Source organism: Rothia sp. HMSC065G12, assembly GCF_001811455.1.
In the GTDB taxonomy this organism is placed as follows: Bacteria; Actinomycetota; Actinomycetes; order Actinomycetales; family Micrococcaceae; genus Rothia; species Rothia dentocariosa.
Map to the genome: position 1 here is coordinate 1 of NZ_KV804808.1, position 23,623 is coordinate 23,623.

Genomic DNA, 23,623 nt, shown 5'->3' on the forward strand with positions numbered 1-23,623 from the left:
TGACGTGCATTCTCCGGATTATTGCTCGATGCACCTTGCTTTTCTGCGGGAGGCTGCGGGTCATTATTATCAGCGGTTGAAAAATTCTTATCGGTACTCATGGTGTTCACCCCAGTCTTTTTTCTGCGACCTGATAGAAACTTGCTGCCAAGGAACCTCTACTACCGGCTCTTCACGGTGCTTCTTCAGAGTTTTTAAATCGTCCGTTTCGTATACCGCGCTCTTGAAACCAGATAAAGTATTATTCGATATTGAACCTTTATCCACACCCATATTTTTGTTGTGAGATGATAATTTTTTCCTTTTCCATTTATATATAATCACTACAATAATCATGAAAACACTTATAATCGCCTCAAGGGCACAGGCGTCTAGAATCCACCGTAATGGTTGAACATCCACATTTGAAGCCGTTACCCCTATAATGAACGATGTATAAAAAGCAGCAAGAGGCGCAACAGCGAGCAGACCATAGGCGTTTGTCCCCAAGATCCACGCGGTTTTAGTTCCCCAAATCATCTTTATACATGCCACAATTTGCAATGGAATATGTATAATAAAGGGCGAAAAAAGAGTGAGAATAAAAAGAAAACCTAGAAAACCACTAGACCTAATATTATAAGAAAGGGAAGAAATTAACGTACTCTGGAGAAGCGCAGCTTCGAGCACTAGCCTAATGATCTGCACAGTTATAAAACCAGCATGAAACGAATTTTGCTCCTCAGTCGAATCTGCCTCAGATTCTTTCTCTATCTCATGAATATCTTGAGCCTGGACCGTTCCATGCTCAGGTTTTGGAAGGTCTTTATTAGTAGTCATGGATTCACCCTAAACTTATAGCCTGGGTATTCCGTGGAAGCTCCCTGAACATTCTTAAAAAATAATATTTTAATCTAATAGTTTTGATTTTATTTAATACTAAAAAGGCTCTTTGTTTAAACAAAGAGCCTTTTTATGATCCAAGTACGCACGTATTACTCAGACGAACCTTCCGATGACGATTTCGGGGAATCCGCACGGGCACTATCAGCGGCACTATCTATGTCATACGTTTCTGCCGAGCCAGCATCCCCGGAACCCGCATTCTGCGACGACTTCTTCTGCCCCTGCTCTCTGCGAACCTGAACCAGCGGGATCTGCCCGGTACTGAGGTCTTCTACCAATTCGTCGGTCAGAGTTGGACCGTTCACCACTTGAGGCTGCGAAGCTGCCGCGGACTCAGCCTCCGAGGCGTCATTCGCCGCATCGTCAGGGTGCTCGGTATAGAGGGGCACCGCATCCGTCGCCGGTTCAGCCTGCATAAGCACCCGACCCTTCTTGCGCTTGCGCCTAAAACGCTTTTTCTTGCCCGGTTTGAGCTCATGAAGCTGCACGTCAAGCCCGGATGTCGCAGTTGCCCCCGCACCCTTCGGCGGTTTACGTTCCAGAGTGTAGATAACGCGTGCAGGTTTCGGTTCCATGCCGATTTTGGCGCGCATCCAGTTGATGATGCGGTCCAGCCAGTTGTAGTCTGCGGTCGCCTCAACTACCTGGTGGTTACGCGGAATCATGCCCACATCGCTGAGCACGCGCGGATATTCATCAATCTCTTGAATACCCGCCATGTACATGTTCTCGCGGAACTGCTGCGCGAACTCGTGCTGCCCGATAAAGAGCAGGTCAGAGTAGGTTTTTGCGGTCAGCCGCTCGGTGTACGCCTGCACGGAATCGCGGCTGCCTCGCTTGGCGCCGTAGGTGTCCCAGAAATAGAAATACACGTTATTGGCGATAATCGCCGAACGAATCTTGTTTTGTAGGTACCAGAGCCCGCCAACGGCGAGAAGCCCAATAATGATAATGACGAGCGAGCCAACCGGAATTGAATAGTCCACATAACTACCACCGCTGCGGGTTACAAACATGCGGTACAGGTACGCCCCGAACGAGATCAACACCGGAATACCCAAGAAAATGATGGCTATCGGAATCCAAATAAATGCGAAAAGCCACAGAATAAGACGATAGTAAATAATGGAGTCGCCAAACCCGATGGGGGTAGGTTTTACGGGAGAATGCGCGCGTTTCATCAACAGGTTGAATAGGCGGTTATTCTCGATACCGACCTTACGCAGCTTCGATTCGAGCGATGCACGCTTGAGGAAAACCCGGTAATTTTCAAGGATCTCGCGCTGTTCGGCGGTAAGTTCATCCTCGGGCGGCAGGTCGCCAATGTCGATTCCCGCTTCCGCAAGCAATTTGCTCCACAGCTCTAAGCGGGCAAGTTCCGAGGGTTTGGCCTGGGTTTGTGATTGGTAGTTTTTATAGGAGATGAAAATGGTACTGGCGCCGATGGCGAGCGTGACCATAGGCGCCATCCAGTCTTTAATATCCACGTGGTTATCCTCCCGGCGCGCGGCGACTGTAGCGACTGCCCTTGTGCGCATCCTAGTAGCCTGAATGCGCGTATGCGGCGGCAAAGAACGCGTAAGCTGACGCGGCACCTACTCGCTGAAGCTGGTACTTCTACCGTAACACCTGAGCTTCTTTCTGCCGCGTTCATTTGGTTTCCACGTAAAATTTTATTCCCTAGATTATGCGTCTTTTGCGGTCTTTCCGGCACGTTCCTGGCATCCCCTCCGCGCTAAAAGAGCCTTGATGTGAATAAAGAGTATTTTCGCCACTTTATTCACATCAGGGCTCTTTTTTAGCAGTGAAACTGGAGTTCCGTCCTAGTGCTCTGCTTTCTCCAGTTCGGCGGGTGCCGAGCGGAGCATCCGGTAAGTGAAGACCGACAGCACCGCCAAAAGCACGGCGCTAAAGGTTGCGGTTACCAGCACGCCCGAATCGAACGCGGCATGCGCCGAATGCAGCAGCTCGGCACTTAGATCCGAGGGAAGCTGCCCGGCAACTGCGGTCGCGCCGCCGAGGGTTTCACCTGCCGCATGGGCCGCATCCGCATTAAGACCGGCGGGAACCGTCACCTGTGCACGGTAAATTGCGGTCAGCATGCCGCCAATCACCACGGTACCCAGCACGGTGCCGAACTCGTAGGCTGTCTCAGAAATCGCCGATGCAGCACCCGCTTTATTCGCTGGAACGCTGGAAAGAATTAGGTCATTCGAGATGGTCTGCGCCGCGCCCACGCTCAACCCTAGGAACATGAAGGAAAGCATGAGCAGAAGGTCGTTGCGCGAACCGAAGAACACCACAAACAGGTACCCGAGGGCACCCAAGGCAAGCCCTGAAGACACAATCACCGCCGGGTGGAATCGTGAAACGAGCTTAGCGGCGTACAGGCCCGCAACAATGGTGCACGCCAGCCCGGGAATCAGGAACAGTCCAGCCTGCATGGGAGAGTACCCCGAAACCAGCTGCAAATGCTGCGAGACGAAGAGCAGGAACCCAACATCTACGAACATGGCGAACAGGTTCGCCAAAATCCCCCCGGTAAACACGGTGTTTTTGAAGAGCCGAACATCGAGCATGGGGGTGGTTCCCGCACGCCCGCGGCGCAGCTGACGGCGCACAAAGAAGAACCCGAACACGGCACCAATAAGGGCGGTACTGAGCGCGAGCGCATCCACGCCTGCCTCAGAAATATGGGTGAGACCGAAGGTTATGCCGATCATGGCGATCATAATCAGTAGGATGCTCACCATATCGAGCGGGCCGGGGTTTGGGTCTTTCGACTCGGGCACGGTCATGGGTGCGAGGGCAAGGAACGGTACGAGTACGGGTACCGCCATGAGGAACACCGACCCCCACCAGAAATGGCTCAGCAGGAATCCGCCCACGATAGGGCCGAGCGCTGCACCGGCGGAGAAGCCTGCCGCCCACACGGCGATTGCGGTGCGGCGTTCTTTCGGGTCACGGAAGATGTTGCGAATGAGTGAGAGCGTGGCGGGCATGAGCATGGCGCCGAAGAACCCGAGTACGGCGCGGGCGATGACAAGCAACAGGGCGGTGGGTGCGAATGCGGCGAGTGCTGAGATAACTGCAAACCCGACGGAACCGATCAGCAGGATTTTACGCCGCCCGATGCGGTCCCCCAGGCTTCCCATAGGCACGAGCAGCCCGGCGAGCACGAGCGAGTAGGCGTCTACGATCCAGAGTTGCTCACTGGAGGATGGTTCGAGCGCCTGCGCGATTGAGGGTACGGCGAATGCGAGCACGGTGTTATCGACCGAGACAAGCAGCACCGGCAGCATGAGCACGGTCAGGGCAATCCACCGTTTGATTTTCTGATCGGGCGCGTGAATAGGCAGCGCCTCGGTGACGGGGTATGAGTTGTTCATCGTTGTGTTCACACGCATCTGGGAGTTTTCGGCACTTGCGGCAGATGCGCCGGGAGGCAAGTGCTCATAGCCCGCAGAGGGGTTGCTGCTAGAGGCTTTGCTTGGGGTAGTAAGGATGCGCCGCGCAGACAACCACGGACACACTAACTATACCAACTAGACGGTAAAGTTTCTAATCCGTAGAATGGTGATTATGACTACCCCAGCCAGCGCATCCGAACCCCGTGCGACCCGCGCCAACAACTCGCGCGAGCAGATTCTAGACGCTTATGAACATCTGCTGGTACAGGCCGGTGAACGTGCCACCACCCTTGATGCGGTCGCCGCCCAAGCGAAAGTTTCTAAAGGTGGGCTGCTCTATCATTTCGGCTCGAAAAAGGCGCTCTTTCAGGCGCTTTTAGACCGCACCCGCACCTACGCAGACGAAGACCTTGAGAAGATGCGCGCCGCACCCGAGGGGGCCAGTGCCTATTACATCAACACCTCAACCTTTCAGGGCACCCCATTCGATATATGCCTGGTTGCCCTCTCACGGTTGGCGCAGGATAAGAACCCGGCGGCACGCGAACTCATGGACGAGATTCAGGGGCAGTGGTATGAGCTGATTCGCGCGGAGATTGGGGACGATAAGATGGCGCGCACCGTGCTTTTACTGGGGGACGGCATGTATTACAGCGCGGCGTTTGCGGGAGGCATGGCGAACCCGGCGGCGCGCAAACGCATCAAGGCTGATCGGGATATTCTGCTGGATGTGCTCGACATTCTCAGGCGCGCAGCGCGGTAGTGTTTCGTATCGGCATAACACCGCGAGCAGATAGTATTTCGACGAGCAGGTTGCTATCTTTTCGTCGAAATATTATCTGCTCGCAGGGAAGAAGCAGGCAAGAAACAGCCTCTTACTCCTCGAAAGTGCGATGCAGTTTCGCCAGCGACAGCCCAATATTACGGCGGTTACGCGCGAACACACCAACCCTACGGAATACGGGCGCAGCGGGGATGAACCCAAAGATTTTCGCTTCGGAAGCGTCCCAGGTTTCACGCACGGTCACGGTGCCGTCGTGGTTATCTGCGATTTCCCAGGTCCAGTAGTGGTCGGTGGGCATACGCCACGAGAGGGCCCGATTCTTTTCGGCGCGCACGACCTTGGGAGACATGCGGTATGGCAGGCCCAGGAACATTTTTTCGGTGAAGGTATCGCCTTCGCGCAGTTCGGGGGTGTCGCCGGATACCAGCCCACGCACCGAACCGCCGCCGTCAAGCTCGGCGTGGCGGGCGGGGTCGGCAATTAGGGCGTACACATCGCTCGCAGCCGCCCGCAGAACCGTTTCAGCGGAGATCATGGCGGGATCCGTCTCAAGAAACTTTATCTGTGCATTAGTCATACCTTTAACCCTACCCCGTGAATACCCCACGACTAGCCGCGAGCAGGTGGTTTTTGGCCCGAGGAGGTTGGAAAATCCTACCTTGTCGGCGGAATCCGACCTGCTCGCGCGTTAGAGCTCTGCCCGCGCGAGTGCATCCTGTGAAAGAATAGGAGTGTTCCGTATCTTGCGTATTAGGAGTCGTCATGATTTTTATTGTTGTGAAATTTCCCGTCAAGCCCGAATACACCGAAAAATGGCTGGATTTAACCCGCGACTTCACCGAGGCAACCCGTGCCGAACCCGGCAACAAGTGGTTTGAGTGGTCGCGCAGCGTTGAGGATCCGAATGAGTTCGTGCTGGTAGAGGCGTTCGAGGACGATGCCGCGGCGGCTCATGTAAACTCCGCGCATTTCGCCCAAGCTATGACCGATATGCGCCCGGCTCTGCGAGAGACTCCAAAGATTATCTCCCGCCAGATTGACGGCGACAGTTGGGGTGCTATGGGCGAGCTGAACATCGAGAATTAGCCGCTTTACTTCAAGAGTCCAACCATGCAGCGCGCGTATCCGCCGGATGCGCGCGCCGTAAGTCGTGTAACGCCGTTTTTACCCTTAAAATGGTTATAGTGCACACAAAAATAAGTACAGGAGTCATGGATGAACTCATCACCACATTACGCAGCTGAGGTCCCCGAAGAGCACGAGGCCGACCACAGTTCGGTTTCATTAGCGGTTTCTACCGTGATTCTTGCATTACGCCACAAAAAGAATAGTGCGCGCCCAAGTCTTTGGCTGCCGCTGGTGCGCCGCTTGCGCGAACCTTATAAGGGTCAGTGGGCGCTTCCCGGCGGTCCCTTGCAGTCCCAGCAGTCTCTAGAGCAGGCGGCGGGGTACACGCTCAAGCGCGCGACCGGTCTTGAGCCTGGGTACCTTGAGCAGCTGTATGCGTTCGGTGATGTTTTGCGTGCCCCGGAGGCACGTGCGGCGCGCATTAATGGCACGCCGGTTCCGGCACCTGGGGCGGATCATGAGCGTGTGGTTTCGGTGGTTTATTGGGCCTCGATCCCGGCGACTGAGGTTTCGCAGACTCGCGTGCACGAAAATATTCGCTGGTTCCCGGTAGATGAGCTTCCCGAGCTGGCTTTCGACCACAACGAGATTGTGGAGTACGCCCTGTACCGCCTGCAGAATAAGGTCGAATATTCGCGTATTGCGCACTCATTCTTGGGCGATGAGTTTACGTTGGCACAGCTGCGTGAGGTGTACGAGGCAATTCTCGGCCGCCCGCTGGATCCCGCGAATTTCCGCCGCCAGATTGCAGCCTCGAAATCAATTATTGATACCGGCCGGCGCATTGAGGGCACCCGCCACCGCCCGCCGCGCCTGTACCGTTACAATACGACGCAGGCTTATGCGGATGCGGGCCCGCTGGGCATGTACCGCGAGCGCCGCGAGTCTTAGACGAGTTCCGGGAGCGGCAATTTTGTGCCGCTCAGGGGTCGGATCGTGTGGAGTACTAATAGTCAGGCATTCTAAATCCGGGGGTGTTTTCTTCATACGGGAGCACTAAAGTGCTCCCGTATGAAGAAAACGCTCCCGTTTTTGTACTCTCCACATCATGACGTCTTGGTCAGCAGAAAATCCTGCATTAAGAATCCTTGTTACTGTGGCAAATCTGCGGTGATTGACAGAGAAGAGCCCTCAGACATTAAGTTTTGATATCTACACATAAATAACAAAGCCAGACATGAAAAATTTTCTGTGAGCTTCTTACTAAAGCACAGTGTCAAGACAAGTTCAGCGGTATATCGGCTTTTTCAGACATAGAATCCTCACATCAGACATGAAAAGTTTTTTCTGATGAATAATTTTCGTAGATGGAGTATTATATTTTTTGTTCTCTGCGTAGAACAGGAATACACCATGGAAGGCACCCCTTACAATAACCAACCTTCACTCGCTAAACCCAATGAAAATAAAGCAGGAACCTACACACTCATAGGTTGCCTGGGCTGTGCTGGGCTGTTGGCTCTTGGCCTGGTATTTGTTGGAGTGATAGCCCTCATTGGCGCATCGTCTCCCAGCAGGCCAGCATCGGCAAGCCCCTCTGCTGTTGCTTCTTCTCACATGCCCGAAGAAGCAACCCCAGAAAGCACTGCCGCGCAACCTCCCGCCGAAGAAAAGAAAGAAGAACCGCCACAAAACACTCACACAACCACAAAGAAAAATACGCGTACTGTGACCATTGAAGCTACTGCGTCAGGCTCTGGAAATGCATCCTACGGAGGTTCAGGGTCGCATAACACCGCAAAATTTGAAAATTCATGGTCATATACCGAAGAAATCAGTAAGAGCGACTATTACGCTGTTTCTGTCAGCGGAGACATTTTCAACTCTGATGATTCACAGGTCGTCACCTGCAAACTCATAATTGACGGCAAAGTTAAATCAGAGAAAAGTGCCACCGGTAAATATGGCAGCGCTTATTGCTCTACGTTATAACCATCGAATAGACAAACTCATCACGCAGAGATCTATAATTACTGCGGTACCAATGGCCGGTACCGTTATCACACAAATTACTTACAACTATTTCTAAGGAAACACTGATGTCTCAACCTTCCGCACCTCAATACCCCATGCCCGAACCCAAGAAAAAACCTAAATGGCCTTGGTTTCTTGGTGGCGGCTGCCTGGTCATTCTCCTCATTTTTGCAGGATGCTCAGCGCTAGTTTTTGCTGGCGCAAAATCTGCGTCAGATTCCATTAGTTCTGCGTCAGCCCATGCAGACGAGGATATCAAAGTTGAGCTAGTAGCGACCTCCACCGGCGAAGGACACGTGACATATGGCACACTAGGGTCTACAAGCAGCGCAGATTTTAACGGCGAATGGAAGCAAGAAGATCAGACTAAGCGCAAAGACGGTTATAACCTCCACGTCAGTTCCACCGAAGACGGCGTAGAAGTAACGTGCAAGATCATCGTTAACGGCGAAGTTAAAGATGAGCAGAAGGCTACAGGAGACGGATACTCCAGCGCCGATTGCCACCTTTCCGCAGATTTCGGGTACTAAGATAATTAATTTCTCAGGCTCGCCACAATAAAGCTGTCCCAGCTACCGGGACTTATTAGTAAGTAACAGTAGCTCATGGCAAATCAGAGCTCCGGCATCTTTGAAGGTGCCGGAGCTCGATTTTTATGAGAGTGCAAGCAGAACTTACGAGGCAGTTTGCCCAAAGTCAGCCTCGCGCCAGCAGGCACAAATATGTAAATATAAAGCTACCTGCGTATATACGCGTTCTGCAGCCTCAACGTGGAAAGGGATCGCCTAGTGACAGTCAGCAGCAGGTATGGGGCGCGGGCGGCGGAATATTGTGAAGCACTGGGGTCGCTCGATCAGATGGAACCGACTGATATTGCCCTGATCACCTCGTGGGGCGCATCCGTGCCAGGCAGTATTCTTGATGCCGGATGCGGCCCCGGGCATTGGGCGCGCCTGCTCGCCTCCGCAGACCGGCTCGTCACAGGCATAGATGTAACCCCCGAATTTATTGCCCATGCCCGCGCCGCCTCTAGCGCCCCAAACCTTAGCTTCGAGGTCATGGATATGGCACACACGCCCTATACTGACGGGTCTTTTGCGGGAATTCTCGCCTGGTATTCGCTCATTCACACGCCGCCAGCTCACCTTACCGGCACACTCACCGAGTTCTATCGGCTGTTGATTCCGGGAGGAAGCCTTCTTCTGGGGATGTTTCTGGGCGAACACGGATTGCCCTTCACACACGCCGTGACAACCGCCTATTATGTGAGCGTTCCAGAGTTTTCCGCACTGTGCGAGAAGGCTGGGTTTACGGTGGAAGAAGTTCACACCCGCAGCACCGGGAGGCACCGCGACCACCTGGCGATTGTGGCGCGCAAGCCAAAAGATTAATGCGCCCTATGATTGACAGGCGCTATCGCCACTCCCTACACTAGAGGTTATCCGGGTCACATTCCGGATTGTTCCTGTCTATTCCACCGAGGCGCACGGAAGCGCGTCGGCACACGAGGAGGCACCAGCACATGAACGGCTCCCGAGCATAGCCCGGATCAAAACACCAGGTCAGAGCGCTTTTATGCGCCCACCCCACTACCCGGGCTTACGTGTATCTACACACCGTGCTCGGGTTTTTCATGCCCTCACGCCTAACGCGCGCTGCGCTGGCGGGGATCCGAGCACCGACTCGAAGGAACTCGGCCCATGCCACACCACATTACACTCGACCATATTTCGTATGCGCATCCGGGTGAACCCCCGCTTTTCACCGACCTCTCCGCCGTATTTTCCGCGCCACTCACCGGGCTTATCGGCGATAACGGCACCGGAAAAACTACCCTCTTCAGGCTTATCCTTGGCGAAATAAAGCCTAGTCACGGCACAATCAGCACCCCGCCACGCATAGCGTATCTTCCGCAAGATTTGGGGTTGAGCGAGCATCAGCATCTTGCCGATATTTTTGGAATTACAAAAATTCTGCGAGCGCTTGATGCGCTGGAATCGGGCAACTACTCCCCCAGCCTTTATGACACCATCGGCGACGCCTGGGATATTGAAGAGCGCACTCTAGCGACCCTTGCCGAGTACGGTTTTAGTCCTGCGCTCACCACGGATGCTGGCGACCCGCATGCCATTCGCGACCTTTTGATGCGCCCCCTTAGCACCTTTTCGGGTGGTCAGACGGTCACTGCCGCCCTCGCCGCGCTTCTGCACTCGAACCCCGAGTTTATTCTGCTGGATGAGCCCACGAATAACCTGGATTCCGCCGCGAAGAGTCGGCTTTTCGCGACTCTTGAAACCCTCACCTGCCCGGCGCTGATCATCAGCCATGATCGCGATCTGCTCGCGCATATGAAAGCAATCGCCGAGCTGCACGCCGACCGTGAGGGACGGGCGCATCTGCACACATATGAGGGCAACTACGATACCTACCGGGCGGCGCGAAAGGCCGAGCAGAGCGCCGCGCATCGCCGCGTGAGTGAGGCGAAAAATGAGGCGCGTAAGGCTGAACGCGAGCGCGTCGAGAACCAGATTAAGCTCGATCGCAACGTTCGGCGAGGCCGCGATTTTGAGCGGTCGAAGCGGAAACCTGGGCTGGCGATGGGTCTGGATAAGAACAGTTCAGAGCGCTCTGCCGGGAAACTTCGCGCGGCACACGAAAGCATGGTGGCGGATGCGCGTGCGGCAGTTAGTGAAGCCCAAGAGAACCTGCGCGTGCAGGAGCGTATCTATCTGGAACTCGCGCAGGATGCGCTCCCGGTGGGGCGGAAGGTACTGGAATTACAGCGGGTGGGGAAGGACTCTTGCGTGTCTGCGCAACAGAGTGCCGAAATTAAGAACGCATACACCCAAAATATTGTTTCACATGAAACACAACCTTATGAAGTTGATTATTCGTCCCGCGGCCAAGACTTTCCCGAGGCTCTTATCCTGACCGGGCCCGAACATTTACGCATTACGGGAGCAAACGGCAGCGGCAAGACCATGCTTCTCAACGCGATAGCACACGCGAATGACCCCGACTACCGCTCCCCCGTGCCGCCCGCTTACCGGGTGCTCTACCGCCTGGGCAACGCCGCGTATCTGCCGCAGCGCATCACGCTTGATCCTGAACGCACCCTCCTTGAAACCGTGCAGCGGGCGAACCCGGGGGCAAGCGAACAGCATCTTCGCGACCAACTGGCGCGGCTGCTGTTCAGGCGCGAGAGCGTGCATCAGCGTATTGGGGAGCTTTCCGGGGGCGAACGTTTTCGCGCTGCGCTGGCGACGGTTCTGCTCACCGACCCGGTGCCGCAGCTTCTTCTGTTGGACGAGCCCACGAATAACCTGGATATTTCGTCAGTGGATTGGCTGGTACAGGCGCTCGATGCCTATACCGGCGCGCTCATCGTCGTCAGCCACGATGAGGATTTTTGTGAGCGTATCCGCATCGACCGCACACTCAACCTTTCGGTGAAAACCCTTGGGGAAATGTCATGATAAACATTCTTCGTTCCATCCCGTGGGCATTCCGTATAACCCTTCGCTTCACAGACAGGGTGACTAATCGGCCACTTCAGCCAACCCCACCAATCCGGGAGAAGTTTCTTATTCCGGAGCGATGAGAATATTCCCGTTTCTACGCCTCCCGCGCACAAGGTCAAGAATCGGGTCGTTTTCCGCCCGGAACATCCGTATTCTCTAGTGTTAAGACCTTGAACTAGGAGAATCTTTGAGCATCACAGACCGTCCCGCAGCGAGCACAGACCCGATCGAGCAGACCGTCCAGTTCGGGCGCATAGCCGCCGCTATCGAGTACCTGTATGACCACGCCGCAGATCAGCCCACGCTCGCGCAGGTATCCCAGGCGGTTCATGTGAGCCCCGAATACCTGCAGCGGCAGTTCCAGCAGTGGGCGGGAGTGAGCCCCAAGAAAATGCTGCAGCATATCAGCCTTGAACGGGCGAAGGCGGCGCTCGCTGGGCAGCAGAGCACGCTCGATGCGGCCTGGTCGAGCGGATTCAGCGGCACGGGACGCCTGCACGATGCGTTCGTCACCGTTGAGGGCATGACCCCCGGCGAGTATAAGAACGGCGGGGCGAACCTGCGCATCGTCTGGCGTTACGCCGCGTCCCCTTTTGGCACTGTGTTGATCGCCGCAACGGATAAAGGCGTATGTCATATGGCCTTCGCCGATAACCCGGATGCGGCTCTCACGAACCTGCGCGCCGAATACCCGAACGCGCAGTTGCATGAGGGCGAGCATCCTTTTCACGGGCAGGCGTTGAGTATTTTCGGTGGCGGCGGGGAGCGCATCGCCCTGCATTTGAAGGGTACGCCGTTTCAGGTGCAGGTGTGGCGTGCGCTTTTGAATATTCCGCAGGGTGCCGTACAAAGTTACGGGTCTGTGGCTGAGAGTATTGGACGCCCCCGTGCCGCCCGTGCCGTGGGAACCGCTGTGGGACACAATCCGGTGGCGCTGATTATTCCCTGCCATCGGGTGATTCGCGAGAGCGGCGTGATCGGGGATTACCGTTGGGGTCGCGGCCGCAAAATGGCGCTTCTCGCCCAAGAACTCGGCGCGGCTTAGCGAACATCGGCCCATTCCAGTTTTACCCGCTTTTACGCTTTCGAGAGCATCCCGCGAGTATGTGTACTCTTCGGAAGTCCGCAAAGTTCAAAGGGAACCCGTTTGACTCCTCGGTGAAAGTTACACAATTGCCATCGAGAGTTACATTTTTGTCACTTTCATTCCGTTTTTTATGCCAAAGTGACAAAAACCCGTCTGAAAGTTACATTTTGTCACCCAAAATCACCAGATTTGTAACTTTCACCCCGATCAGACGCTCATATTGTCACTCTCAGAGTTACAATATTTACATGTATACGCCTGAAGAAGTGACACAGACTCTGAATGAGCTACGCCTCCTTGGTCGGGATAGCCTGACCGTTGAGGTGAAGTCGGCGCATAACGGTTACCCGTCTTCTATTGCTGAAACTATCTGCAGTTTCGCCAATCTTCCTGACGGTGGCATCATCATATGCGGCGTGGACGAATCCCAAGATTTTGCACCCGTGGGCGTTTACGATCTTGAAGATTTACGAGCAAAAATTATTGACGCCGCGCAGAATCTCAAACCAAAAATCGCGGTAGAAACCATCGATATGGTTCTGGGCGATCATCAGGTGCTCATCGTATCTGTTCCAGGGTTACCGGTACAGGAACGCCCCTGCTTTAAAGGTAATGTGGCGTATCAACGCCTCGGAGACGGTGACTACCCGATGGATAGTTACGCGCTAAGCCTTATGTATGCCCAACGCCATAAACCACAGAATGACCTACGAAATATTCCTGGCACGTCCATCAAAGATTTAGATGAGCCGTACACTGAGGACTTTCTGCGTCAGGTTCGCCTCTCCTCAGCACGTTTGCGGCATGACTCTGATCAGGAAATTCTGCACAAACGCAATGTTCTCACCGCCGCGCAGAACGATTTAACCTTGGCCGGATTATGTGCTCTGGGGGATTATCCGCAGCAGTTTTATTCTGGGGCAAGTATTATCGGCGTAGTGTCTATGAGCGGTACAGCCCGTAATGATGACCGTTTTCGGGGCGAAGGCCCTATTCCTGCCATGCTTGAAGACGCACTTGCCTGGCTTGTGCGTAATCTCAAAAACCGCACCGTAACAACCCCTGATGGGGCGGGTCTGGTGGATGAACCCGAAATTCCTCTGGTGGCTCTGCGCGAATTCGTGGCGAATGCCCTTGTGCACCGCAGTTATGAGCGGGATGCTTCGGGAAAGTTCGTGCAGATTTTTATTAAGCGTGGCCGTGTTGAGATCATCAGCCCCGGTGGTTTTTGGGGTATTTTACCTAGTCAGGTTGGTCTTGTGCACCGCCCTGCGGCTGTGAATGAGGCACTGTACGCTATCTGTCAGAATATTCGTCTCAGCGACGGTCGTCGGCTCATTGAGGGAGAAGGCGGCGGTATTTTGGCGGCACAGCAGGCCTTACGCAATGCTGGTTTGCGCGAGGCGCGCATCCTTGATGAAGGCATTCAGGTACGCGTTATCATTTACCGCTCCACGGACGATGCACAGTCCACACGGGATCGACGGGCGGCACAGTCTTCCCAGCATGTTGACGTACCGCAGGAACTATCCGCCACAGAATCACAGGTGTATTCTGCCTTAGCGCAGAAGCCCGCTACGGTCGCCGATCTCGTAGAAGATACCCAGTTAACCGCACGGCAGGTTCGGTATGCACTGCCCAAATTGGTCAAACGAGGTATAGCGGAACAGCAAGCACACTCAGGGCATCGCGGTTCTGTATACCATCTCATCACCGTGTAGCCACTAACCCGTGAGTTCTATAGCGCAAAGCGGGTGCCCGGCGCCTTTGTTAGAAGAGGCACCGGGCACCCGCCCGTATACGATACGCCCTGAGTGCGAGCGCGTCGTTAATCCTTGAGGACTACTCGGGAAGCACCAAACCCTTGGTCTGCGAAACTGCGCGTGCGAAGCGCTCAGCGACGTCTGCCCAGTTCACGATGTTCCAGAATGCCTTGACGTAGTCGCCCTTCACGTTCTGGTAGTCCAGGTAGAAGGCGTGCTCCCACATATCGAGCTGCAGAACGGGAATCAGTGCAACCGAGATGTTGCCCTGCTGGTCGTACAGCTGCTCAATGATGAGGCGCTTGCCCACGGTGTCCCAGGCGAGAATTGCCCAGCCGGAGCCCTGAATGGTGAGGGCAACGTTGGTGAAGTGCTCACGGAACTTGTCGAAGGAACCGAAGAACTCGTCGATAGCCGCTGCGAGCTCGCCGGTGGGCTTGTCGCCGCCCTCGGGGGAAAGGTTCTTCCAGAAGATGGAGTGGTTGGTGTGACCGCCCAGGTTGAAGGCAAGATCCTTGGACAGCTTGGAAACGTTGCCGTAGGAGCCGTTTGCGCGTGCTTCCTCAAGCTGCTCTAGGGCTGCGTTTGCGCCTGCAACATAGGCTGCATGGTGCTTATCGTGGTGTAGCTCCATGATCTTTGCGGAGATGTGGGGTTCGAGCGCCGCGTAGTCGTAGGGGAGCTCGGGAAGAGTGTACTTTTCAGCCATAGTGTATGCCCTTTCATTCAGAAGATGGCGTCGTTACAAGGGTACCAGCGTTTGCCTGCGAGTTCAGTGGGTTCTGGGCGTTGTGCGGGGATGCTGTGCATAGGGTGGAGAAAGTTTTCCACAGGGGTGGATAAACCCGTGGATTTTATTTCAAATTCATCACGATTTCGGAGTATTTACCGGATTTTTGCGGGGTTCAGACCCGCAAATAACAGGTATGTAAGTTATCCACGCTGTGGATAAACTTTGTGGATAACCCATAATGATATTCTCTGTCGCGCATAGATAGGGACGATTTATGACGCCAAAAGCCGAAAATTAGTGTCGTTATGTTACGCGCAATTTTTACCGTGTTCGCTGTGTTTTAGCGTCTTTTCGCCCATAAAAACTCACACGCTAGTACCGCATATAGTTTTCACAAGCAGAATTTAGTGTGTGCATAATGCACAACCTATTCTGTGGATAATGACCGGTGGAAATTGTTCACAAAGTTTTCCACAGGTGTGGATAGTATCTGTTTAAAACTTGTCTCGACAGCCTCAAAATTCTGGATGCGTCCACCGAAGATTTTCATAGCAGAGTTATTTTCGCGTATTTGCACGGATTAACGGGCGCGTTCTAAGACACAGTGGGCTTAATGCGTGTGTGATCCAGATTCCCTAATAACAGTCGTGTAAGTTCTCCACAGTGTGGAAAAGTACTGTGGATAAAGCCCTGGGAAGAGTTCATTTGGGGTCATATCAGCCGCATCTCCCAGAGCACGCTTACACTGCTTGCCCCTGTCGTTCCACGTATCGAGAGAGGTCATGCACGCCTGTGAATGTCAGAATGCGCAGGAACGCGACACGCCGGGCGCATCCTGCTCTGCCGGGGTAGTTAAGGTATGGATCTGGCGTACTGCGTGCGATCCCGCACGGCCCACCATGCACCACGCCGTGCAGAAAGGCATGAAAGACCGTGACCATTGGGGAAAAAATTAATAGAAAACCCCCGAAATACCGGGGAAGTAGCGAGCATAGACGCCGCGCAACCGTTTTGATGTGCGCTTGCCCACCTATAAGGCATTCTTGCTAGTGTTGACGGGGTACGTAGGGTATTCTTAAAAAGAACGGCGCGGGAACCGCCCAACCACGAACAGTACCCGCACCGCACAACCGCCGGTAGAAATGCAGGTTACCTGCACACCGACGACAATCACCGATAAATAGAGAGTCGAACCCTGTCGGTTTGAGCTTCCGGTCTCGCCCCGCGGGCTTCTTTTTCGACCCCGTTATGCATACCAGTGTACACGCTTATTTATCATGTGCAAACCCAAATGGTATTTTTTCCCAAATTTTTTTAATCATTTTGTAATATTCCTGGCGAGTACTACCTAAGTAGCCTCAAAATTTTACCTTCTTTACGTGTAAAACCTTGAATTATCAAGTATTTTTTACAGGTAATCATTACAATGATTTCATTCGGGAAGCGCTATTTCCCGAGCAAATTGTCGAAGACACGCCGACAATGGTGTGACGTATTTCGGACAAATTTGTGCCGTCAGTGTGTACTTTAAGGAAAGACATACCAAGTTTTGAGCAATATCTGAGGGTTTGCTGTCTTAACAAGTACAATGAACTTTACACACCTTATATATGCGCTCAGTTTAAAAGCTGGAGGTGCGAGGAGGAACACTCATGCCCAAACAAGCAACCACCGTCTCTGGCAATCTTCCAGAGAAGGCGGAGCCCAAATGGCTAAATGAAGAAGAACGTGAGGGATGGCTGTTTATCAGCTCGATCATCTTCAACCTCACACGGCAGCTCGATAATCAGCTTCAGCAGGATGCCGATTTGAGCTATGTCGAGTACATGGTACTTGTTGGACTCTCAGAGTCAGAGGATCACGAGTTAACAATGACGCAGCTGGCGCTGGTCACAAACACTCTGCCGGCGCGTCTTTCGCGCGTGGTCGCCAGACTGGAGAAAGACGGGTACGTGTCCCGGTCACTCAGCGCCGAAGACCGCCGCGTCAGCATTTGCCATCTGCTTCCTCAGGGTTTGCAGAAGCTTCAGGATGCGGCACCCGGTCACGTAGCACAGGTACGTCACGAGATTTTCGACCACCTCACGGAAGATCAGGTGCGTGCTTTAGCTAATATCGGCGAAAGCATCTTGGGCGATACGCCTTCTAAACTTATTTCATCGTCGAGTTTGCGGCGCGGAAGTTACCCCGCCTGAGCCTGCGCGAACGAATACATCCGGATTTTCCGAGGCTTGCGAGCACATCATAACGGTTCTGTTGTGGTGTGATAGACCGAGATCAGGAACCCCTAAATACGCCTCCAGATTAGCCTTTTCTCTCTATACAGTGCTGATTCGGCCCTCTATGATGGGTTCGACAGCGTTGCACTGTACCCTACGCAAATAGAACACACACCCTAATTTCAAGGAGAGAAAAGTTATGTCTAAGTCCTTCTATGATCTGCTCAACGAACAGATCGGTCACGAGTTTGCCGCATCCCACCAATACCTTTCAATGGCGATTTGGCTTGATGGTGAGGACCTTCCCCAGTTGGCGCGTTACTTCTACCGCCAGTCTTTGGAGGAGCGTGGGCACGCCCTCATGATGGTTCAGTACAAGCTGGATCGCGGCCACAAGGTTGAGATTCCCGCAGTTCCGAGCGTCAAGAATGACTTTAAAGATGTTCAGGAGATCGTGGATCTTTCCCTGGCGCAGGAAAAGGAAGTCACCGGTCAGATCGAGGCTCTTTTCTCCGCAGCACGCAACGAAAACTATGCTCTGGGTGAGCAGTTCATCCTCTGGTTCCTGAAGGAACAGGTTGAGGAAGTTGCATCGATGGAAACCCTCGTCACCATCGTGAAGCGTGCAAACGGAAACCTCTTCGACATCGAAAACTATGTGGCTCGTGAGCTCGATGAGTCGCATGGCGAAGACAGCTCCGCTCCTGCCGTTGCAGGGTCCTAAGGTATCTCACACCTCATAATTGCATAATTTTTATATTCTCGCTCCGAGCCAATATTACGGCAGGGGCGAGAATATTTATATTGACCCTGAAATTTCGCTTACGTTATAGAATGTATGCCCAAAATGGCATATATTGGTTAAGTATATTTATACCTTTAGAAGCAAAAAATACCATCTCCTAGGTAGGAGCGTTAGAATAGTAAGAATTATTCCTATCCGGAGGATAACTACAGAGAATATGACCCAATCACAGACACCGAACTCAGAAAATACAGTTTTCAGCCGTGGATCCTACAGCAACTCTAAGCGAGTTGCAGATATTTTGCGCACGGAGTCCGTGGGCGGCAGCATCCTGTTGGTGGCGACCGTCCTCGCGGTAGTTCTTGCCAATACCCCACTGGCAGATATTTATTTTGGGGTGCGCGATACCGTTATAGGTCCCGAAGTTCCAGGGTTTCACCACCTTCACATGAAGATAGGCACCTGGGCGGCAGACGGTCTCTTGGCAGTATTCTTCTTCCTGACCGGTCTTGAACTCAAAAAAGAGTTCGCTATCGGTGACCTCAAATCACCGGCAACCGCGATCGTTCCCATCGCAGCAGCCTTCGGCGGCGTGATTACCCCCGCCATCATCTACACCGCTATCAACTTCAGCAGCCCCACCGCTATACATGGCTGGGCCATTCCCACGGCAACCGACATTGCCTTCGCGGTCGCCGTATTGGCGGGCGTGGGAACGTTCCTGCCCTCGGCAATGCGCATCTTCCTTCTTACCCTGGCGGTGGTTGATGATCTGATCGCTATCTGTATTATTGCGATCTTCTACACCGGCACATTCCACGGCGAATACCTGCTCCTTGCGATCATTCCTATCTCGCTATTCGCCTTTATCGCCTATCGCGGCGAAAAAATGCTGCACCTCAAGCCCGCCGCAGCGTGGATTCTGCTTCTGCCCCTGGGCTTTATCACGTGGGCTCTTTTCCTTGAATCCGGTATTCACGCAACCATTGCCGGCGTGGTGCTTGGTTTCTGCGTTCCGGTTAAATTCAATAAACGTACCGAAGCTGCGGGTGCAGATGCGGGTCTCGCCGAGGTTTTCGAGCATCGTTTCCGCCCGCTTTCCACGGGTATCTGCGTGCCGGTCTTCGCCTTCTTTAGCGCCGGTGTTGCTATGGGCGGTTTTGACGGTCTTAAGCGGGCCCTCACCGACTCAGTCTCCCTGGGTATTATGTTCGCCCTAGTTTTCGGCAAGACCATCGGTATTACGGGAACCACCTGGCTGGTTACCAGGTTCAGGCACGCCAACCTAGACCCGGATGTGCAGTGGATTGACGTCATAGGTCTTGCGGTTACCGGCGGTATCGGCTTTACCGTATCGCTTCTGGTGGCAGAACTGTCATTCACCGGTGGATCGCCGCACGGTGAAGACGCCAAAATCGCTATTCTCTTCGGTTCAGTGACCGCCGCAATTCTGGGTGCTCTGATTCTCTCCCGCCGCAATAAGCACTACCGTTTACTGGCGGAAAAGGAGAGCGTGGATGCCGATATGGATGGCGTTCCGGACGTGTTCCAGCAGCGTAAATCACAATCCTAGACGGTCTGTCTTCGGTGGGGAGAGATCGGTGAATACCCTGCTCTACTATTAAGAATCCGGTGGTGACACCCCTAAGAATCACCACCGGATTTTTCTATTCTCGTTCTGGAATATAGCTGATATTTCTCAGGTTTGAGAGCTTTTTTCTAAACATCCAACCCAACGCCTCTAACCATGCTGCACCCTTTCAGATATATTCTATTTTTGGAATATATCGATGGCGGGGAGTCTACCGCATATGCCATATGGCATTCAAAGCACTCCCTGCATGGCAACCCCTGGCAGCGCTTTCGACCTCCACCCCAATGGTGCGCTGTCTTACGCCCTCAGATTCTACGCATACACACGGCATGTCCGTAGAATGAAATGTACCGAGTGATTGGTGGAGAACGGTTTATGGCACATCAGAAGCGGGGCACAGACGCCCATCACACGACATCACGCTATGCGGAAATCATCGCCCGCTGGGTTATCGGTATCTACTCAATCGCGACAATTCTGACACTTTTCACCTGGATTATTTCCCCGCTTCGCAGGGGTCACGGGTTCACCTGGTGGGAAATCACCGCGAGCCTGCTCAACATCCCATCAAGTCATACGCTGGTGAGCGCGGTCATCATGGTGGTCATGACATCCGCTCTGATTACCCGTAAACGAGCCGCCCTCTACGCCGTCATCTTCTTTCAAGTCATCGGCATCCTCATCGGAACACGAAGTGCGCTTCTGCTCTTCTTCCCCGATAACGTGATGCCGAGCGAAGAATTTTTCTCCTCCACACTCGACACCGTAGCTATTATTGTGGCGGCTATCTTTATTCCGCTTCTCATCCTGGCACGCTCTGCCTTCCCGGCGCATATAGGCCGAATTTCATGGGTATTGGCAACCGTGGTCTTCCTCGGCGGGCTAACGGTGACAACCCTGCTGGCCTGGTATTTTGGGCATCACGTGCCGGGGGTTACGGTTCCCCACCTGCTCAAACAGGGGTTAGGGCTCGATAGTTTTCCCGAACTCAAGGGTGCAAACCCGGGTGCCACGGTGGTGGGGGCAGCATCCGTGTTCTACGGAATTTTTGCACTGATCGCGGTGTATGTGGTGGTGCGGGGGTACCGTGTCCCTAATACCTGGACCGCCGATCGGGAATTGCGCCTGCGCGAACTTTTACAGGAGTATGGCGGGAACGATTCACTCTCGTACTTTGCAACACGCCGCGATAAGCAGGTGATTTTCTCGGCGGATATGCGCGCCGCCGTCACCTACAGGCAAGTGGGCTCTGTATGTTTGGCGTCCAGCGACCCGGTGGGCGATCCGGCGTCCTGGGGTTCCGCAATCGACCGGTGGATGCACCAGGTGCGCCGCTACGGGTGGATTCCCGCCGCCATCAGCGTGAGCGAAGACGGCGCCAGAGCTTTCGCACGCCGGGGACTGGGCGTAATCCGCATGGGGGACGAAGCCATTCTAGAGGTCTCACGTTTTAGCCTGAACAATACCTCGCTTACGGGGGTACGCCACGCCCACCAGCGGGTTCGTAAGGCCGGGTACACGCTGAAAATCTGCAGGCATCGTGAGCTTTCACCCGAGCAGCTGCACGAGGTGGAAAATAACGTAAACGCTTGGCGTCACGGCAAGGTTGAACGCGGGTTCTCGATGGCACTCAACAGGCTCTCAGACCCCGCAGACGGTCGCAATCTGCTTGTTTCAGCGCATGATTCTGCTGGCACAATGGTTGCGCTCCTCTCATTCGTGCCGTGGGGCCGCACCGGCATATCGCTGGATGTGATGCGCCGCTCCCCTGACAGCCCCAACGGCATCGTGGAATATATGGTTGCCCAGCTTATGGAGGATGCCCCCGACTACGGCATCACGCGTGTTTCACTGAACTTTGCTATGTTCCGCCATGTGTATGAGAACGCAGATCAGTTCGGTGCTAATGCCTGGAGCAGGTTCGCTTCTCGGTCGCTGGGGGTTTTAGACAGGTTCCTTCAGTTGGAGAGACTGTACCGCTTCAACCTCAAGTTCGCCCCGGAGTGGATGCCGCGCTATATGGTTGCGGAACCGACGCTGGCCTTTCTGAACGTTGCGGCAGCGGCTGGGGTTGCCGAGGGCTTCCTGCCCGATTTTTCAGCACGTAAACAGCGCCATGAAGTGCACCGCCTGACTGAAGACCAGATCGCGCGAGTGCACGAGATCGAGCGTATGCATCCGGGCGAGGCGCAGGCCCCCGAACACCGCTTCAGCGATCAGACCAAGCACCGTATTCGTCACCTGCAGATGCTTCGGGATGCCGGTATGAACCCGTACCCGTTGGGAGTCACATGCGAGTATTCGACGGTGCAGGTGCACGATGGGCTGAGCGGCCATACGCTTCCAAGCGGGGAGTTTACCATGTCGGGCAGGGTGCGGTTTATTCGCAACCACGGCGGGGTTATCTTCCTGACCCTGTCTGAGGAAGGCAAACAGGTACAGATTATTGCCGAGCGCAGCCTTGTGAGTGAGCGCGAGTTTCGGCTTCTCAAGTCCGCCGTCGATACGGGCGATATTCTGCTCGTGACCGGCACGGCGGGGGCTAGCCGCACCGGGACCGCATCCGTCATTGTGCACGGCTGGCAGATGGCGGCGAAGTGTCTACACCCCATTCCGTACGGGGCGTTGAATGATCCGGAGGCGCGCATCCGCAAACGCTCGACCGACCTGTTGGTGCATCCGCAGCAGCTTGAAAACCTTCGGATGCGCTCCTCACTGATCACTGCCATTCGCCGCACGCTTGATGATGCAGGGTTTACCGAGGTTGAGACCCCGATTCTGAATACTATTCATGGCGGTGCGAGCGCGCGCCCCTTCAAAACTTTTATTAACGCCTATGGCGCGGATTTGACGCTTCGCATAGCACCCGAGCTGTATCTTAAGCGCCTGGTGGTTGGCGGTTTGGGCGCTGTTTATGAGTTAGGGCGGGATTTTCGCAACGAAGGCGCGGATGCCACCCATAACCCGGAGTTCACGGTGTTAGAGGCTTATAAGCCTTACGCAGATTACACGGTCATGCGCAAGCTTACCGAAACGCTCATCAAGAACGCTGCCCGGGCCGTCTATGGTTCTGAGGTACTTCCGCTGGGCGAGAAGGGCAGTACCGAGCGTACTCTCACGGATGTTTCGGGTGAGTGGCGGGCAGTTTCGGTATGCGAGGCCCTTTCGCGTGCGCTGGGGCGCGATATTTCGAGTGAAACAGATTTTGAGACTTTGCTTGAGCTGGCGCATGAGCATCAGATTCATGTGCGTGATGACATGGGCGCGGGTGCCATTCTTGAGGAGCTTTATGGTGAGCTGGTAGAGTCAAAAACTGTGTTCCCCACGTTTTATACGGATTTTCCGGTGGAGACCTCTCCCCTGGCGGGTGCGCATCGCACCAAGCCGCACTTGGTGGAACGCTGGGATTTGGTGATTAACGGTATGGAGATGGGAACCGCCTATTCCGAGATGACGGATGCTTTAGAACAGCGCCGCCGCCTGACCGAGCAGTCTCTCAAGGCTGCAGCGGGAGACCCGGAAGCCATGCAGATTGATGAGGATTTTCTGTACGCCCTTGAGACCGGGCTTGTCCCGACGGGCGGGTTGGGCATCGGCATTGATCGCTTGGCGATGCTCATGGCGCAGACCCAGATTCGCGGGGTGCTTTCTTTCCCGTTTGTTAAACCCGTGAAGTAGCATGTAGTCAAAGATTCATTTTCTCCACTAGAGAGTGTTTTTATGTCCATTAAACGATGTTTGATATGAGTTGTGGTTCAGCCATAACTTTTTGATGTTTTT

General features: G+C 54.1%; 18 protein-coding genes. 13 read left to right on the forward strand and 5 right to left on the reverse strand.

The features are described 5' to 3' along the window. Positions 1–87 precede the first annotated feature (87 nt). The 3 genes from HMPREF2804_RS02315 to HMPREF2804_RS02325 all read right to left on the reverse strand — a co-directional run bounded on the left by HMPREF2804_RS02315 (position 88) and on the right by HMPREF2804_RS02325 (position 4,274). Positions 88–819, reverse strand: a complete 732-nt coding sequence (locus tag HMPREF2804_RS02315) for a hypothetical protein (RefSeq protein ID WP_070627102.1) — start codon at positions 817–819, stop codon at positions 88–90. 155 nt (positions 820–974) lie between these two features. Further along, positions 975–2,423: an NADH dehydrogenase gene (locus HMPREF2804_RS02320; RefSeq protein WP_070627103.1), complete on the reverse strand. Its 1,449-nt coding sequence runs from the start codon at positions 2,421–2,423 to the stop codon at positions 975–977. Positions 2,424–2,708: 285 nt separating this feature from the next. Continuing rightward, a complete protein-coding gene (locus HMPREF2804_RS02325) occupies positions 2,709–4,274 on the reverse strand; it encodes an MFS transporter (protein ID WP_048751119.1) in 1,566 nt (521 codons plus the stop codon). 193 nt (positions 4,275–4,467) lie between these two features. Between HMPREF2804_RS02325 and HMPREF2804_RS02330 the strand changes: the two genes are divergently transcribed. Further along, the gene (locus HMPREF2804_RS02330) at positions 4,468–5,058 is read left to right on the forward strand and encodes a TetR/AcrR family transcriptional regulator (RefSeq protein WP_070627106.1); all 591 of its coding nucleotides are present in this window, start codon (positions 4,468–4,470) and stop codon (positions 5,056–5,058) included. 112 nt (positions 5,059–5,170) lie between these two features. Here the strand turns inward: HMPREF2804_RS02330 and HMPREF2804_RS02335 are convergent, their stop codons facing one another. After that, positions 5,171–5,656 carry an SRPBCC family protein gene (locus HMPREF2804_RS02335; RefSeq protein WP_070627108.1) on the reverse strand — a complete coding sequence of 162 codons (486 nt, stop codon included), beginning with the start codon at positions 5,654–5,656 and terminating at the stop codon, positions 5,171–5,173. A gap of 185 nt (positions 5,657–5,841) precedes the next feature. On the opposite strand from HMPREF2804_RS02335, the gene HMPREF2804_RS02340 reads away from it, so the two are divergent. The 8 genes from HMPREF2804_RS02340 (at position 5,842) to HMPREF2804_RS02375 (ending at position 14,510) form a co-directional block, all read left to right on the forward strand. Next, positions 5,842–6,165: a putative quinol monooxygenase gene (locus tag HMPREF2804_RS02340; RefSeq protein WP_070448442.1), complete on the forward strand. Its 324-nt coding sequence runs from the start codon at positions 5,842–5,844 to the stop codon at positions 6,163–6,165. A 129-nt stretch (positions 6,166–6,294) separates the two neighbouring features. Then, the gene (locus HMPREF2804_RS02345) at positions 6,295–7,098 is read left to right on the forward strand and encodes an NUDIX hydrolase (protein ID WP_070448443.1); all 804 of its coding nucleotides are present in this window, start codon (positions 6,295–6,297) and stop codon (positions 7,096–7,098) included. A gap of 399 nt (positions 7,099–7,497) precedes the next feature. Then, positions 7,498–8,139 carry an MmpS family transport accessory protein gene (locus HMPREF2804_RS11255; protein ID WP_246822536.1) on the forward strand — a complete coding sequence of 214 codons (642 nt, stop codon included), beginning with the start codon at positions 7,498–7,500 and terminating at the stop codon, positions 8,137–8,139. A gap of 107 nt (positions 8,140–8,246) precedes the next feature. Continuing rightward, entirely contained in the window at positions 8,247–8,711 is a 465-nt protein-coding gene (locus HMPREF2804_RS02355) for an MmpS family transport accessory protein (RefSeq protein ID WP_070448444.1), read from the forward strand. Positions 8,712–8,969: 258 nt separating this feature from the next. Continuing rightward, the gene (locus HMPREF2804_RS02360) at positions 8,970–9,572 is read left to right on the forward strand and encodes a class I SAM-dependent methyltransferase (RefSeq protein WP_246822537.1); all 603 of its coding nucleotides are present in this window, start codon (positions 8,970–8,972) and stop codon (positions 9,570–9,572) included. Between the two features lie 309 nt (positions 9,573–9,881). Continuing rightward, on the forward strand, positions 9,882–11,657 hold the full coding sequence (locus HMPREF2804_RS02365) for an ABC-F family ATP-binding cassette domain-containing protein (RefSeq protein WP_070448446.1): 1,776 nt from the start codon (positions 9,882–9,884) through the stop codon (positions 11,655–11,657). 232 nt (positions 11,658–11,889) lie between these two features. After that, positions 11,890–12,747: a bifunctional transcriptional activator/DNA repair enzyme AdaA gene (locus HMPREF2804_RS02370; RefSeq protein WP_070627110.1), complete on the forward strand. Its 858-nt coding sequence runs from the start codon at positions 11,890–11,892 to the stop codon at positions 12,745–12,747. 290 nt (positions 12,748–13,037) lie between these two features. Next, positions 13,038–14,510 (forward strand): ATP-binding protein, encoded by a 1,473-nt coding sequence (locus HMPREF2804_RS02375; protein WP_070627112.1) that lies wholly within the window; start codon positions 13,038–13,040, stop codon positions 14,508–14,510. A gap of 121 nt (positions 14,511–14,631) precedes the next feature. Here HMPREF2804_RS02375 and HMPREF2804_RS02380 read toward each other — a convergent pair whose 3' ends face one another. Beyond that, positions 14,632–15,261, reverse strand: coding sequence for a superoxide dismutase (locus HMPREF2804_RS02380; protein ID WP_006886979.1), 630 nt, complete (start codon positions 15,259–15,261; stop codon positions 14,632–14,634). Between the two features lie 1,676 nt (positions 15,262–16,937). Here HMPREF2804_RS02380 and HMPREF2804_RS02385 point away from each other — a divergent pair. From HMPREF2804_RS02385 to lysX, 4 genes are all read left to right on the forward strand, one after another. Continuing rightward, a complete protein-coding gene (locus HMPREF2804_RS02385) occupies positions 16,938–17,480 on the forward strand; it encodes a MarR family winged helix-turn-helix transcriptional regulator (RefSeq protein WP_070627114.1) in 543 nt (180 codons plus the stop codon). Between the two features lie 223 nt (positions 17,481–17,703). Then, a complete protein-coding gene (locus tag HMPREF2804_RS02390) occupies positions 17,704–18,228 on the forward strand; it encodes a ferritin (protein ID WP_013398195.1) in 525 nt (174 codons plus the stop codon). 238 nt (positions 18,229–18,466) lie between these two features. Then, on the forward strand, positions 18,467–19,822 hold the full coding sequence (gene nhaA / locus HMPREF2804_RS02395) for a Na+/H+ antiporter NhaA (RefSeq protein WP_070627116.1): 1,356 nt from the start codon (positions 18,467–18,469) through the stop codon (positions 19,820–19,822). A 396-nt stretch (positions 19,823–20,218) separates the two neighbouring features. Further along, positions 20,219–23,521, forward strand: coding sequence for a bifunctional lysylphosphatidylglycerol synthetase/lysine--tRNA ligase LysX (gene lysX / locus HMPREF2804_RS02400; protein WP_246824100.1), 3,303 nt, complete (start codon positions 20,219–20,221; stop codon positions 23,519–23,521). Positions 23,522–23,623 lie beyond the last annotated feature (102 nt).

Excerpts from the sequence above, each read along its gene's own strand:
- HMPREF2804_RS02390 (WP_013398195.1), top strand. The coding sequence starts at position 17,704 with ATGTCTAAGTCCTTCTATGATCTGCTCAACGAACAGATCGGTCACGAG.
- HMPREF2804_RS02340 (WP_070448442.1), top strand. The coding sequence starts at position 5,842 with ATGATTTTTATTGTTGTGAAATTTCCCGTCAAGCCCGAATACACCGAA.
- HMPREF2804_RS02315 (WP_070627102.1), bottom strand. The coding sequence starts at position 819 with ATGACTACTAATAAAGACCTTCCAAAACCTGAGCATGGAACGGTCCAG.
- HMPREF2804_RS02380 (WP_006886979.1), bottom strand. The coding sequence starts at position 15,261 with ATGGCTGAAAAGTACACTCTTCCCGAGCTCCCCTACGACTACGCGGCG.
- HMPREF2804_RS02325 (WP_048751119.1), bottom strand. The coding sequence starts at position 4,274 with ATGAACAACTCATACCCCGTCACCGAGGCGCTGCCTATTCACGCGCCC.
- HMPREF2804_RS02375 (WP_070627112.1), top strand. The coding sequence starts at position 13,038 with ATGTATACGCCTGAAGAAGTGACACAGACTCTGAATGAGCTACGCCTC.
- HMPREF2804_RS02335 (WP_070627108.1), bottom strand. The coding sequence starts at position 5,656 with ATGACTAATGCACAGATAAAGTTTCTTGAGACGGATCCCGCCATGATC.
- HMPREF2804_RS02330 (WP_070627106.1), top strand. The coding sequence starts at position 4,468 with ATGACTACCCCAGCCAGCGCATCCGAACCCCGTGCGACCCGCGCCAAC.
- HMPREF2804_RS02345 (WP_070448443.1), top strand. The coding sequence starts at position 6,295 with ATGAACTCATCACCACATTACGCAGCTGAGGTCCCCGAAGAGCACGAG.
- HMPREF2804_RS11255 (WP_246822536.1), top strand. The coding sequence starts at position 7,498 with ATGAATAATTTTCGTAGATGGAGTATTATATTTTTTGTTCTCTGCGTA.
- lysX (WP_246824100.1), top strand. The coding sequence starts at position 20,219 with ATGGCACATCAGAAGCGGGGCACAGACGCCCATCACACGACATCACGC.
- nhaA (WP_070627116.1), top strand. The coding sequence starts at position 18,467 with ATGACCCAATCACAGACACCGAACTCAGAAAATACAGTTTTCAGCCGT.
- HMPREF2804_RS02365 (WP_070448446.1), top strand. The coding sequence starts at position 9,882 with ATGCCACACCACATTACACTCGACCATATTTCGTATGCGCATCCGGGT.
- HMPREF2804_RS02355 (WP_070448444.1), top strand. The coding sequence starts at position 8,247 with ATGTCTCAACCTTCCGCACCTCAATACCCCATGCCCGAACCCAAGAAA.
- HMPREF2804_RS02320 (WP_070627103.1), bottom strand. The coding sequence starts at position 2,423 with ATGCGCACAAGGGCAGTCGCTACAGTCGCCGCGCGCCGGGAGGATAAC.
- HMPREF2804_RS02385 (WP_070627114.1), top strand. The coding sequence starts at position 16,938 with ATGCCCAAACAAGCAACCACCGTCTCTGGCAATCTTCCAGAGAAGGCG.